Origin of the sequence: Solidesulfovibrio sp., from assembly GCF_029978005.1 — a bacterium.
Lineage (GTDB): Bacteria > Desulfobacterota > Desulfovibrionia > Desulfovibrionales > Desulfovibrionaceae > Solidesulfovibrio.
Genome location: NZ_JARKOZ010000184.1, coordinates 40,516 through 53,715, shown reverse-complemented (window position 1 = coordinate 53,715; position 13,200 = coordinate 40,516). Strand labels below are relative to the sequence as shown.

Genomic DNA, 13,200 nt, shown 5'->3' with positions numbered 1-13,200 from the left:
CGACCGCCGCCGCGCCGGCTGCTCACGGGCTCCGGCGCGGGGGGCTGGCGCACGGGCGCGACCGCGGCCGGCGGCGCTTGGGGCGCGGGGGGGCTTTCGGCGTTGGCGGCGGCCGGCGCGGGCATGGGGATGCCGTGGGGCGGTTCCGGTTCGCCCGGCTGGTGAGGCACCTGGGCTGCCGTGGGAGCAGGAGCGGACGGTTGGGGCGCGCGGGCCTCGGCCGCACCGGCGGCGACGCCGGGATTGGCGAAGCCCACACCCAGGGCGCTGGCTTGGGGTTCGGAAGCGGCGGGCAGGGCCATGCCCCTGGACTTGAGTGCGGCGGCCATGTCGCCGACCTGCTTGCGCAACTGCGCCAGGGCGGCCTCGTTGTGCCCCTGCTGGCGCTTGAGTTCCTTGAGCTCGTCCTGGGTCTTTTCCAGGGAGGATTCCACGCCCTTGAGACGGAAGTCGTCGCTGCCGCTCGGCGTGCGCAACGTATTGCCCGGCCCGCATGCGCCAAGCAGGCAGGCAATGAAAAGGACCGCCGCCGTATGGAGCCGTTTTCCCATCATGCGCGCAAGGTGTGGATAGATGTTGGCAACTCTCGCAACTTCCAACGAAAGTACGTCAGCGGAACTGATTGCGCAAGCCGATTCTTGCCCGGCCGCGCCGGCCGCTTTGTTGCATCCACGACGAATTTAGGGCACAAGCCCACGGCAGGGCGTCTCGCGCCATTGCCGCCAACCCGGATTCAAGGAGAACGCTCCCCATGCCCGAGGCCCTCCGCATCGCCGTCTTCTGGGCGGTCATGGTCCTGTGCGCCGCGCATCTCGGCCTGGCCCTGGCCGTGGCCGGCGTGCCCACCATCACCGCCGTGGCCGGGCTGGCCAAGGTCAAACGGCTCAAGATCTTCATCGACAAGTTCGGCCAGCAGGCCGCCACCTTCGCCCTGCTCGGCGGACTCTGGGTCTTCGTGGCGCTCTGCGCCGCGCTGGCGGCCGTGCGCTTTCTCGCCCCCGCCGCCGCGCCGTATTTCGCGGGCGTTCCCTTGCCCCTGGCCGCCCTGGCCGGGCCGGTGGTCGCCGGCGCGGCCGCATTCCTTTGCTATCGCGGCCTGTGGCAGCGGCTCAAGGCGCAAAAGCCCCTGCACGGCTCCATCGGCTTCGCCGCCACCCTGCTCCTCTGGCTGGCCTTTTTCGCCGGGCTGGCCATGTTGCGGCCCTTTTCCCTGAAGCTGCCCGCGCCGACGACGCTTGCCGCCCTTTTGCCGCCGGCCGTCTCCCTGTTCTGGCGCTTTCTGGCCGAGGGCGTGGCCCTGTCCCTGTGCCTGGCCGGGACCTACACCGGAGCCTGGCTTGTCTGGCGGCGCGACCGGGACGACTTCGGCCGGGACTACTACAACTTCACTCTGCGCCTGGCGGCCAGGGTCGCCTTCGTGGGCCAGATCCTGGCCCTTTTCGCCATGGGCTGGATCGTGCTCGGGCTGTTGCCGCTGGTCGGCGAGCTCTCCGCGCGCCTGACCATGGCCGTGGCCCTTTACGGCACGGGCAGCCTGCTCACGCTCTTCTTCGCGGCCGTGGTCATGCCCCAGGAAAACGCCCTGCGCCACAAGTTCATGCTCACGGCCGGATTCGCCGCCTCGATCGCCGGCGTCACCGGCCTGCTGGCCGGGCTTACGACCGTCTTTTTGCCCGGCGCGCTGCCGGCCTTCCTCCTGCCGTAGTTTCGCCAAGCCCCTTTTCCAAGGCATGGCCGTCGTCGTGCCCTGGAAAGGGAGTCTCCCCTCAGGCGGCGGCCAGCCGCAGCATGGCCCGCAGCCGCGCCACCTCGAAGAGCAGCTCCGGCGCGGCCAGACACTGGCGAAGCGCGCTCTCCCGCACAAGCGGCCTGTAGGAGGCCCGAAGCGGCGACAGGGCCACTTCGCCCCCCGCCTCGCCCGCCTCCAGGCAATGGGCCAGGCCGTCGGCCACGGCCAGGGCCACGGCCACCCGGATGCCGGCCATTCCCGCGTCCAGGTCCTCGAGGTCCAGGCAGACCGGCGCATGGTGCAGCAGCACGCCCTGGCGGATGGGCAGAGGCAGGTCGAAGGCGGCGCAGGCCGCCTCCCCGGCCACGGCGTGATGGACCCCGCCCGACCCCACCCCGCAATCCGCCCCGAAAAGGACGAGCCGGCCGATGTCGTGCATGAGGCCGGCGGTGAAGAGCATCCCGGCGTCGAGCCCGGGAAAGGCCGGGGCGATGCGCCGGGCCAGGGCGGCCGTGGCGCCGAGATGCAGCCACAGCTCGCGCCGCAGGGCGGCGGGCAGGCCGGCCCCGGCCCCAGCGCTTTCCAGGAACTCGCCGAAAAGCAGCATGCGCAGATTGGCCAGGCCCATGACGCCGATGGCCTGGGACAGGTGGGTCACGGCCGCGCGCAGGCCGAAAAGCGGGCTGTTGACGATCTTGAGCACCCGGCCGGTCAGGACCGGGTCGGCGGCGATCAGGTCGGCGAGCTGTCGCGGCCCGGTGGCCGGGTCGTGCAGCCGGCGCAGGGCCTCGGTCCCGGCCGCGCCGACACGAAGGCGGGCCAGGCCCCGCGCAAGGCGCGCCGCGCCCTCCTCCCCGGGCGGCGCGAAAAGCTCCGGGTCCCCGGCGGCTTCGGCCTCGGCCGCGCCGTCGGCCCCGCCCAAAAGCCCGTCCGCGCCCCGGCGCAGCCGCTCCAGCCGGTCGCCGTACACGCCGCACGAAAAGCCCCCCGCCTCCCCGTCCCCGGTCGGACCGGGGACGGGGGCGGGCTGGCATGGCGACTCATGGGCATGGCCGCCCTGTTTGAGGCATATCCGGAATACGACGAGAAGACCGGCCGCCGTGGCCATGCCGAGCATGGCCCACGTCCACGGCATGGACGCTCCTCGGGGATGCGAGCTTTCTGCCTACGCGGTCCGGGCCTCGTGACGCGCCCGGCCGCGAAAACGCCGCCTGAGCCAATCCTGGAGCGCGTCCAGGTAGATGTAGTACACCGGCGTGAAATACAACGTCAGAAGCTGCGATACCACAAGGCCGCCGACCACGCAAAGCCCCAGCGGCCGCCGGGCGGCCGCTCCCGCCCCGAAGCCCAGGGCGATGGGCAGAGTGCCCATGAGCGCGGCCATGGTGGTCATGATGATGGGCCGGAAACGCGTCACCGCCCCTTCGAGGATGGCCTCCCGGGCGGACAGGCCGTGGCCGCGCTGGGCCTCCAGGGCGAAGTCGATCATCATGATGGCGTTTTTCTTGACGATGCCGATGAGCATGATGATGCCGACGAAGCCGTAGATGTTGAGGTCCATGCCGAAGAGCATGAGCGTGGCCAGGGCCCCGGCGCCGGCCGAGGGCAGGCCGGAGAGGATCGTGAGCGGATGGATGAAGCTCTCGTAGAGGATGCCGAGCACGATGTAGATGACGAGCACGGCCATGCCGAGCAGGAGCGACAGGCCGGTGAGCGAGCTCTGGAAGGCCTGGGCCTCGCCCTGGAAGCTGGTGAAGAGCGACCCGGGCAGTTCCTTTCGCGCCAGATCCTCCACGGCCGCGACCACGTTGCCGAGCGACGCGCCGGGACGCAGGTTGAACGAGATGGTCACCGACGGAGACTGGCCCGAGTGGTTGACCGACAGCGGCCCCACGGCCACCGAGCGCTTGATGAGGGTGTCGAGCGGCACGAGCTGGCCGTCGGCGGAGCGGACGTACAAAAGGGCCAGGGCCTCGGGGTTGGCCTGGTAGTCCGGGGCCAGCTCCATGATGACCTGGTAGGTGTCGTTGGTGGCGTAGATCGTGGAGATCTGCCGGTTGCCGTAGGACGTGGCCAGGGCGTCCTCGATCTGGAAGGCCGAGATGCCCAGCGCCGAGGCCTTGTCGCGGTCGATGTCGATGCGCAGCTCCGGGTTTCTGATCTGCAGATCGGAGCTCACGTCCTGGATGTCCGGAATGCCCTGCATCTTCGCTTCGAAGGCGGCGGCGGCCCGGAACAGTTCCTCCGTGTCCGGCCCCTGCAGGGTGAACTGGTACTGGCCCTTGGTGGTGCGGCCGCCGATGCGGATGGGCGGCGGGTTTTGCAGGTAGGAACGCAGCCCGGGCACCTGGGCGAACTCCCGCCGCAGCCGCTGCATGACCTCGTCGGCGCTGGCTTCGCGCTGGTGCATGGCCTTGAGGGCGATCATCATGCGGCCGCTGTTGTTGGTGTTGTTCGGGCCGCCGGAACCGACCACGGACATGTACTCGGCCACGTCCGGGTCCTTGGACAGCAGATCGTTGAGGCGCTTTTGCCGGTCCATCATGGCCGAAAAGGCGATGCCCTCCTCGGCCTCGGTGGTCACGGTGAGCTGCCCCGTGTCCTCGCTCGGCAGGAAGCCTTTGGGGATGGCCGTGAAAAGCCAGGCCGTCAGGCCGAGCAGGCCGATGGAGATGCAGAAGGTCACGAAATGATGCCGCATCACCAGGCGCAGGCTGACGTCGTAGAAGTCCCGCAGGCCGTCGAAGGCCCGTTCGATGGCGTTGTAGACCGCACCGTGGCGCACCACGGCGTGGGGCTTGAGCACCAGGTTGCACAGCATCGGGGTGAGCGAGATGGACACGAAGCCGGAGATGAGGATGGCCACCATGATGGTCACGGCGAATTCGTGGAAAAGCCGCCCCACCACGCCGCCCATGAAGAAGACCGGCAGGAACACGGCGGCCAGGGAGATCGTCATGGACACGATGGTGAAGCTGATCTCCCGGGAGCCCTCCATGGCCGCGGCCAGGGGCGTCTTGCCCATCTCCAGGTGGCGCACGATGTTCTCCAGCATGACGATGGCGTCGTCCACCACGAAGCCGACCGAGAGCGTGAGCGCCATGAGCGAGATGTTGTCCAGGCTGAACCCCAGCACGTACATGGCGGCGAAGGTGCCGACCACGGACATGGGCAGGGCCAGGCTCGGGATGACCGTGGCCGGAATGTTGCGCAGGAACAGGAAGATGACCATGACCACCAGGCACACGGTCAAAACGAGGGTGAACTTCACGTCGGCCACGGATTCGCGGATGGACACGGACCGGTCGTAGAGCACCTTGAGCGACACCGAGGCCGGCAGCTGGGTCTGGAAGTGCGGCAGCAGGTTTTTCACGGCGTCCACCACCTCCACGGTGTTGGTGCCGGGCTGGCGCTGGATGGCCAGGACCAGGCCCGGGGTGCCGGAAAACCAGTTGTAGCGCCGGGTCTCCTCCACGGAGTCCGTGACCTTGGCGATCTCGGCCAGGCGCACGGGCGAGCCGTTGCGCCAGGCGACGATGAGCGGCTTGTAGCCCTCGGCCGAGAGCAGCTTGCCGCTGGAGCGCACGGTGTATTCCTTGGACGGGCCGGACACCGTGCCCACGGGCAGGTTGACGTTGCCGTTTTTGACCGCCGTGGAGGCCTCGTCCACGCCGATGCCCTTGGCGGCCATGGCCTCGGGGTCGAGCTGGATGCGCACGGCGTACTTCTTGGAGCCGTAGACCGTGACCTGGGCCACGCCGGGCACCATGGAGATGCGCTGGGCCATCATGTTCTCGGCGTACTCGTCCACGTCGGACAGGCGCATGACGTCGGAGGAGATGGCGAGGTAGAGGATGGGCGCGTCGGCCGGGTTGACCTTGCGGAAGTACGGCGGCGAGGGCAGGTCGTCGGGCAGGTCCTTGCCGGCCGTGGTCATGGACGACTGCACGTCCAGGGCGGCGGCGTCGATGTTGCGGCCCAGCGCGAACTGCAGGGTGATGCGGGTCGAGCCCACGGTGTTGACCGAAGTCATGGAATCGAGGCCGGCGATGGTGGCGAACTGCTTCTCCAGGGGGTTGGCCACGGAGGCGGCCATGGTTTCGGGGCTGGCCCCGGGCAGGGACACCCGCACCTCGATGGTGGGGAAGTCGACGTTGGGCAGATCGGAGACCGGCAGCTTCAGATAGGCCATGACCCCGAAGATGAGGATGGCGGCCATGACCAGGGTGGTCATGACCGGCCGGCTGATGAATATGGCGGCCGGGTTCATTGCGCCGCCTCCGTCTTGTCCTTCTCGCCGGCGACCACCACGTCCGTGGCCGGCTTGACCTCGGCCTTGGTCCCGGGCGCGAGCCTGACCTGGCCGTCCACCACCACCATCTCGCCGGCCTCGAGCCCCTTGTCCACGGCCGTGAGGTCCTCGACGATGGGGCCGGGCGTGATCGTGCGGGCGTCCACCAGGCCGTCCTCCTTCACCACGTAGACGTAGGGCCCCTTGAGGCCGTCCATGACGGCCCGGGTGGGGATGACCACGGCGTCCTTGAGGGTGTCGAGGCCAAGGCCCACGCGCACGAACTGGCCGGGCCACAGGCGATGGTCGGCGTTTTGGGAGACGGCCTTGAGGCGGATGGAGCCGGTCTTGGAGTCCACGGCGTTGTCCACCGAGGAAAGCTGGGCCACGACGGGCGGCTGCTTCTCCTCCCCGGCCGGCACGGCCGAGACGGTCAGCCCACCCTTGGCGGCCTGGGCCCGGATGGCCGGCAGGTAGCGCTCGGGCACGGAAAAGGAGATGAAGATGGGGTTGATCTGGTTGATGACGCACATGACGCGGTCGTCGTTGGCCGCCACCACGTTGCCCACGGTCAGGAGCACCGAACCGACGCGGCCGGCGATGGGGGCGCGGATCTCGGAATATTCGAGGTCCAGCCGGGAGCGCGCCAGGGTCGCCTCGTTGAGGCGGATGGTGCCCTCCAGGGTCTTGGCCTGGGAATAGGTCTCGTCGTACTGGCTCTGGGCCACCACGTTTTTCGTCTTGAGTTCGGCGTAGCGCTTGAGGTCTTCCTCGGCCTTGACGAGCAGGGCCTTGTCGCGGTCGAGCTTGGCCTGGGATTCGCGGATGGCCAGCTCGTAGGGCCGGGGGTCGAGGCGAAAGAGCAGGTCGCCCTTGGCCACGTCGGCCCCGTCGTGCACGGGCTGGGCGACGACGGTGCCGCCCACCTGCGGCTTGACCGAAACCGAGGCAATGGGCTCCACGTTGCCCACGGCCCGCACCACCAGGGGCAGGGTCTGGATCTTGGCCGGCACGGCCAGGACCGGCACGGCGCGGCCGGCGGCTTGCTGCTTCTTCTCGCCACTGCTGCAGGAAAACAACGTAAAAACGGAAAGCGCCAGGACAACGGCGCGCGAAATCATGCGGCTCACAAGGCGTCTCCACATTCGGATGCAAGGATTGGGGGGACATAGTCCCTGGCGTCGACACAGCCGAGCGCGGCCAGGGAAAACCGGACGACATGCAGGGCCACGGCTTCGATGCCGCCCTGGCAGGGATCGCAGTCGGGGTGGAGCCTGGACAGCACCTGCCTGTCCAGGACGAAATGCCGGCACTGGCCGACGATGCTCTGGGAAAAGCGGGCCACCTCCAGGGGCTGGGCCCCGGGACCCAGCAGATCGGCCACGATGCTCCGCAGCACGGCGCTGGCCGGGGCCAGGCAGCGCTCCACCACCAGGGTCAGGTTGGACGTGGGTTCGGCCATTTCCCGGGCCATGAGGCGAGCGAGCCAAGCATGGCGGCTCTTGTCCTCCAGGCGCAGCAGCAGGGCGCGCACGTAGGCGTAAAGCCGCGCCCTGGCGTCGGCCCCCGCCGGCAGGCCGAGGTCCGGCGGGAAGCGGCGGCCGGCCTCGCGGTGGGCGTGCTCCAGCACGGCCTGGTACAGCCGGTCCTTGCTGCCGAAATGGTAGTGCACGGCAGCCAGGTTGGCCCTGGCGGACCTCGTGATCTCGCGGACCGTGGCGGCCTGGTAGCCCTTGCAGGAAAAAATTTCGCCGGCGGCTTCCAGAAGCCGCATCCGGGTTTCGTCCTCGCGACCGTTGCCCGACATCAGACCGCCTTTCGAACACGCGTTCACGTGGAATCTAGGGGCCATCCCCAGGCCGGTCAATACTTTCCGGCGACGACGCGGAGCGGTTACGCCTTTGTCATAAAATATCGTGACTTCCGTTGACCTTGCCATCAAAACAGCCTAGCCCGGATCATCCCTGCGGCAAACCCCAACAGAAGGAGCACGCCCATGGCCGACGGCATCGTCAACGTGGTGGCCCGGTTCGTGGCCAAGCCCGGGAAGGAAGCGGAACTCAAGGCCGGCCTGATGGCCCTTGTCGCGCCGACGCAAAAAGACCCCGGCTACATCGCCTACGACCTCTACGAGTCCACGGCGCGGCCCGGGGAATTCGTCCTGGTCGAGGCCTGGCAGAGCCGGGAACTCCTGGCCAGCCACCTCGACACGCCGCATCTCAACGGCTTCAAGGCCAAGACCCCGAGCCTCTTGGCCGAGCCCATGTCCGTCAAGCTCTTCGCCGAGTTGCCCGGTTTCTAGCCCCCCGCGGCCGGCGGCCCGCGGCAAAAACGCGGCCGCCGGCCGGCCCGACGCCCGCCCCGAGAACTCCATGGCCAGAAACATCGAAATCAAGGCCCGCATCGACAGCGTGGAACGCCTGAGCGGCCCGGTCCGGGCGCTGGCCGACGGTCCGCCGGCGGAGCTTCTCCAGGACGACACCTTCTTTTCCTGCACCAGCGGCAGGCTCAAGCTGCGCGTCTGCAACGGCGAGGGCGAGCTCATCGCCTACGAGCGCCCGGACGCCTCCGGCCCCCGGGAGAGCCGCTACGCCATTTACGCCGCGCCCCGCCCCGAGGAACTGCGGCAGGTGCTGGCCCAAACGCTTGGCGTCCGGGGGCGGGTGGTCAAGCGCCGGCTGCTCTTCCTTCGCGGCCAGACGCGCATCCATCTGGACCGGGTGGAAGGGCTGGGGGATTTTCTCGAACTGGAGGTCGTGCTGCGAGAGGGCCAGACCGCGCAGGAAGGCACGGCCATCGCCGAGGACATTTTCGCGCGCCTGGGCCTTGCCCCCGCGTCGCGCATCGCGGTCGCCTACCGGGACCTTCTGGAAGAGGCCGACCGGGACGCCGCGTCCTGAAAGCCGGCCTCAGGCCGCCGGCAGGCGCACGAAAAAGACCGTGCCCGAAGCCGGCTCGCTCCTGAACCCGACCTCACCGCCCAGGTAGTTCTCGGCGAAGAGCTTCATGCCGTAGGTGCCAAGGCCCCGGCCCGCGCCCTTGGTGGAGAAGGCGCGGCGAAATATCTGCGGCCTCGCCTCCTCGGGCACGACGCCGGAGTTGCGCACCCAAAACCGCACCCACTCCCCGTCCTTGTCGCAGCCCGCGACGACCGTGTCGCCGGGCCGGGAAGCCTCCAGGGCGTTTTTTTGCATGTTGACCAGGATGCGCGTGATCAGCTTGCGGTCCGAGGTGAAGAAGGCGTCGGCGCTGTCCGGGGCGACGACGAGTTCCTTGCCCCGGGCCGAGGGATCGCGGCGCATGAGGCCGGTGACGTCGGAAAGCAGCGAGAGCGTGCCCATCTTGTTGTGCGCCACATCGTACTCGCCGTGCTCGGCCAGGCTGAAGTCGCGCTGGGACAGGATCAGGTCGTTGATGCGCTCCGCGGCGAAGGCGAGCAGGTCGAGTTCGGAATTGCGGGCGCACTCCTCTTCTTCGCGCATCAGTTCGCAGATGCCGCGCATGCCCGAGACCATGTTGAGGATGTCGTGGTAGAAGATGCGCTCCATGAGCGCCAGGCGCTTCTCGGCCCGGATGTCGGTGAGGATGGCGGCGTGGAACGTCTCGCCGCCGTGGGCCATGGCCCATATCCAGATGCGGAAGTCCAGGCTTTCGAGCTTGTTGCCCCCCTGGCGGGCCAGGGAGCATTCGCCCTGGGCCGTGCCCGGCGAGGAAATGGATTCCAAAAGCGCCCGGGCCATGCCGCACGAGCGGCACAGCTCGCTCGTGCCGCAGCCGCCCATCTCCAGGCCCGCGCCCAGGCAGGAGAGCGCCTCGCCCAGGCGCTTGCCGACAAGTTCGTGCCCTTCGCAGTCCAGGGCCACGAGCTCCCGGAACTTCTGGTTGGAATACACGATCTGGCGGGCCCCGTTGCATACCGCCACGCCCAGCGGCAGGCGGTCGAGCACGCCCGCCGCCGGGCTTGCGGCGAAAAGCTTCGCCTGACGATTGACCGCCTCCAGGGGCAGGCGCTCGGCCGGCAACAACGGTACGAATCCGGCATCCACTAGGCAAACCTCCCGGCATAAACGCCGCCGGGAATCCATAGCGTACGGGAACGCAATCCGCAAACGTCTTTCAGGCGGCCAAACCCTGGGCGACAACTCGCTGGAAATCAAGAAGTTCCATTTCCCCCTGCCGCGCCTCGCGCACGCCGGGCAAAGCCGACAGCTCGTGCAGCAGACGCGGAATGCGTCCGTCGTCGGCCAACGCCACCAGCAGCCGCCCTTCCCCGTCCGGACCGGGCAGGCACAAAAGCCCGAGCAAGGCGTGGGACCGCCGGGCCAGGCAGGCGGCCACATGACGCACGGCGTCCATGGCATCGGTCGCGATCAGTTCCACCACGGCCCGGGCCGTTTCCTTTGCCGCGTGTCCGCTAGGCTTTTGCATGGCGCTTCTCCAGAATCATCTCGCTGTTGGCGGCGCCGGGAGGCACCATGGGATAGACGTGGGCGTCGGGATCGACGGCCAGGCGCACCAGGGCCGGCCCGGGCGCGGTCAAGGCGGCGGCCAGGGTCCCCCGGGCGTCGCGGCAGTGCTCGAGGTCCACGCAGGCCATGCCGAAGGCCTTGGCCAGGGCCGGGAAATCGGGCCGGGCCCCGAAGGTCGAGGCCGTGTGCCGCCCGCCCATGAGAAACTCCTGCTGCTGGCGCACAAGCCCCAGCACGCCGTTGTCCATGAGCAGGATCTTGACCGGCAGCCCAAGCTCCGCCAGCGTGGCCATCTCCTGGATGTTCATGAGCAGTCCCCCGTCGCCGGTGACGCAGGCCACGGGGATGCCCGGCGAGGCCAGGGCCGCGCCGATGGCCGAGGGCAGGCCGAAGCCCATGGTGCCGAGGCCCCCGGAGGTGAGGAAGCTCCCCGGCCGGCGGCACGGCCAGACCTGGGCGGCGCGCATCTGGTTCTGGCCCACGTCCGTGGTCACGATGGCCTCGGGGCCGAGGATGTCGGCCGCCGCCACCAGCATGCCGTAGGGGCTTTTCGGGTCGTCGAGGCCAGGCGGCATGAAGGCGTGCTCGCGCCGCAGCCCGGCCCGATGGCCGTCCCAGTCCGGGCGCGGCCGCGACGGCACCAGCGGCAGCAAGGCCTCGAGCACCCTGGCGGCGTCGCCGGCCAGGGCCACGTGGGCGCGACGATTCTTGTGGTGCTCGGCCGGGTCGATGTCGATGTGCACCACCGCCGCTTCGGGACAAAAGCGCTTGGCGTCGCCCGTGGCCCGGTCGTCGAAGCGCGCGCCCACGGCCACCAGCAGGTCGCAGTGGCAAAGGGCGTGGTTGACCGCCGGCCGGCCGTGCATGCCCACCATGCCGGCGTTTCTGGGATGGTCGTGGGGCACGATGCCAAGCCCCATGAGCGTGGTCACCACCGGCGCGTCCAGGGCCTCGGCCAGGGCGGCGACGAGCTCCCCGGCCCCGCACCGGGCCGCGCCGCCGCCGCACAGAAGCGCCGGCCGCTCGCTGCCGGCCAGAAGCGCCGCCGCCCGGGCCAGATCGGCCGGACTGGGCATGGGCTGCGCCTCGGGCCGGGCCGGCTCGGGCCAGGCGTCGAGGGTCACAGCCTCGGCCTGCACGTCGCGCGGCACGTCGACGACCACCGGCCCCGGCCGGCCCGAAGCGGCGATGCGAAACGCCTCGGTCATCATGCGCGGCAGATCCGACGCCCGACGCGCCAGCATGTTGTGCTTGGCGATGGGAATGGTCAGGCCGTAGACGTCCACCTCCTGGAAGGCGTCCGTGCCGATGAGCCCGCGCGACACCTGGCCCGTGATGCACACCAACGGCACGGAATCGGCCTTGGCGTCGGCGATGGCCGTGAGCAGATTCATGGCCCCGGGGCCGGAAGTGGCCAGGCACACCTGCGGCCGGCCCGTCACCCGGGCCATGCCCTGGCTGATGAAGCCCGCTCCCTGCTCGTGGCGGGCCAGGACGATGCGGATGGCCGTCTCGGCGAGGGCGTCGAAAAGCGGCAGGTTGGCCCCGCCGGGAATGCCCGCCACCACGTCGATGCCGTGACGCACGAGACTTTCGGCGATGATTCTCGCTCCGGTCGTCTGGATCATGACTGACCTCCGTCAGCGTATGCCCCGGACGCGCGGCAAAGGACGCAAAAAGCCCCCGCCGGCGCGCCGGCGGGGGCTTCAAGGACATTACGAAAAAAGATTCCCCGCTAAGGCGCCGCTATGGCGACGCCTACTACGACCACGCACGTCACAAAGGACGAAGATAGCAGAGTGCGGGTCATGGCAGGCATTACAGGGATTCCTCCAAAGTTTTGGTGAGTGTTACGCCTGGGGAGGGCGGGCCGTCAAGGAGAAAAGAGACCGTGTCGGGAGCGGCGACGGTGCGGTGGCTCGTCCTGGCGAGAACGGTTTCTAACTCTCGGGAAAGACGAGCACCCGGACGCCCCGCTCCGCCGCCTGGCATTCCGCCCTGAGGGGCATCGCCTCGATGGCGCCCGAAAACCAGCGGGGAACATGGTCGCACAGAATTTCCAACTCGTCGAACGCCCCCGCCTCCAAGAGAGGAAGAAGAACCATTCTGGAGTTGAGGTCCGGGTCTCGTTTCAGCGTGTCGACGAGGTCGATCCGATAGCGGCTCTCGCCGGTACGTTCCAGGGAAGAAAGCGGCACGGCGGGGGCCGGGTCGAACGCCTTTTGTCGACGGCCCCCGCCGCAGCCGCCCCGGCACCCCGCTCCCATTTCCAAGGGCGGTTGCGGCGCGGACGCCTTGGCGAGTTCCGCCTCCCTGGCGGCGATCCCGTCGAGCTGGTCCTGCAAGGCCCCCTGCGACTTCCAGGTGTGAAATCCCAGTTCCTCCTGAAAGACGACGGGAACAAGCCCTCTCGCTTCCGCCGAGACGACGATGCGACAGTCTTCCAGCTGTCGCGCCGCCTCGCGAACGACCGTCTTGACCTCGGCCAGGCTCATGTCCGACCGGATCGCGAAGGCGACGTCCCTGACCGGGGTCCATGCGCCGGTCCCGTTTTCGCAGAGGCGCAGACGGCATTCGCCGTACGGGGACGTGATCGTCCCCTCTCCATCGACAAAACCCGCAATCTTCATGCCCGTTCCCTCCATCGCCGACGCCGGGGCCGCTGCACGCGCCAGCCGCCGGCCAGACTGCGACGAGAAACCCCTATCTCC

The 13,200-nt window shown here is 69.0% G+C and carries 11 protein-coding genes and 1 pseudogene; 3 read left to right on the top strand and 9 right to left on the bottom strand.

The genetic code is table 11. The annotated features are described in order from the left end of the window. Positions 1-476 (bottom strand): annotated as a pseudogene (locus tag Q1K70_RS19860) (tol-pal system protein YbgF); the annotation flags it as partial. A 275-nt stretch (positions 477-751) separates the two neighbouring features. On the opposite strand from Q1K70_RS19860, the gene Q1K70_RS19855 reads away from it, so the two are divergent. After that, positions 752-1,705, top strand: a complete 954-nt coding sequence (locus Q1K70_RS19855) for a hypothetical protein (protein ID WP_300163647.1) — start codon at positions 752-754, stop codon at positions 1,703-1,705. 61 nt (positions 1,706-1,766) lie between these two features. Here Q1K70_RS19855 and Q1K70_RS19850 read toward each other — a convergent pair whose 3' ends face one another. The 4 genes from Q1K70_RS19850 to Q1K70_RS19835 are packed head-to-tail and all read right to left on the bottom strand — an operon-like array spanning position 1,767 to position 7,827. Continuing rightward, positions 1,767-2,864: an HDOD domain-containing protein gene (locus tag Q1K70_RS19850; RefSeq protein WP_300163645.1), complete on the bottom strand. Its 1,098-nt coding sequence runs from the start codon at positions 2,862-2,864 to the stop codon at positions 1,767-1,769. Between the two features lie 30 nt (positions 2,865-2,894). Next, a complete protein-coding gene (locus tag Q1K70_RS19845; protein ID WP_300163642.1) occupies positions 2,895-5,999 on the bottom strand; it encodes an efflux RND transporter permease subunit in 3,105 nt (1,034 codons plus the stop codon). Then, on the bottom strand, positions 5,996-7,141 hold the full coding sequence (locus Q1K70_RS19840) for an efflux RND transporter periplasmic adaptor subunit (protein WP_300163659.1): 1,146 nt from the start codon (positions 7,139-7,141) through the stop codon (positions 5,996-5,998). Before Q1K70_RS19840 ends, Q1K70_RS19845 begins: the two co-directional genes overlap by 4 nt. 5 nt (positions 7,142-7,146) lie before the next feature. Further along, positions 7,147-7,827, bottom strand: a complete 681-nt coding sequence (locus Q1K70_RS19835; RefSeq protein ID WP_300163640.1) for a CerR family C-terminal domain-containing protein — start codon at positions 7,825-7,827, stop codon at positions 7,147-7,149. A gap of 189 nt (positions 7,828-8,016) precedes the next feature. Here Q1K70_RS19835 and Q1K70_RS19830 point away from each other — a divergent pair, with 189 nt between their 5' ends. Both Q1K70_RS19830 and Q1K70_RS19825 read left to right on the top strand, forming a co-directional pair. After that, a complete protein-coding gene (locus Q1K70_RS19830) occupies positions 8,017-8,322 on the top strand; it encodes a putative quinol monooxygenase (RefSeq protein ID WP_300163637.1) in 306 nt (101 codons plus the stop codon). Between the two features lie 70 nt (positions 8,323-8,392). Then, positions 8,393-8,920, top strand: a complete 528-nt coding sequence (locus tag Q1K70_RS19825; RefSeq protein ID WP_300163634.1) for a class IV adenylate cyclase — start codon at positions 8,393-8,395, stop codon at positions 8,918-8,920. A gap of 9 nt (positions 8,921-8,929) precedes the next feature. Here the strand turns inward: Q1K70_RS19825 and Q1K70_RS19820 are convergent, their stop codons facing one another. The 4 genes from Q1K70_RS19820 to anfO all read right to left on the bottom strand — a co-directional run bounded on the left by Q1K70_RS19820 (position 8,930) and on the right by anfO (position 13,119). Continuing rightward, positions 8,930-10,066, bottom strand: coding sequence for a HAMP domain-containing sensor histidine kinase (locus Q1K70_RS19820; protein WP_300163631.1), 1,137 nt, complete (start codon positions 10,064-10,066; stop codon positions 8,930-8,932). Positions 10,067-10,136: 70 nt separating this feature from the next. Beyond that, complete coding sequence (locus Q1K70_RS19815; RefSeq protein WP_300163628.1) at positions 10,137-10,448, bottom strand: hypothetical protein; 312 nt, start codon at positions 10,446-10,448, stop codon at positions 10,137-10,139. Next, positions 10,435-12,117: a biosynthetic-type acetolactate synthase large subunit gene (gene ilvB / locus Q1K70_RS19810; protein ID WP_300163625.1), complete on the bottom strand. Its 1,683-nt coding sequence runs from the start codon at positions 12,115-12,117 to the stop codon at positions 10,435-10,437. The genes Q1K70_RS19815 and ilvB overlap by 14 nt, the downstream gene beginning before the upstream one ends. 312 nt (positions 12,118-12,429) lie before the next feature. Next, positions 12,430-13,119 carry a Fe-only nitrogenase accessory protein AnfO gene (gene anfO / locus Q1K70_RS19805; RefSeq protein ID WP_300163622.1) on the bottom strand — a complete coding sequence of 230 codons (690 nt, stop codon included), beginning with the start codon at positions 13,117-13,119 and terminating at the stop codon, positions 12,430-12,432. Positions 13,120-13,200: the final 81 nt, after the last annotated feature.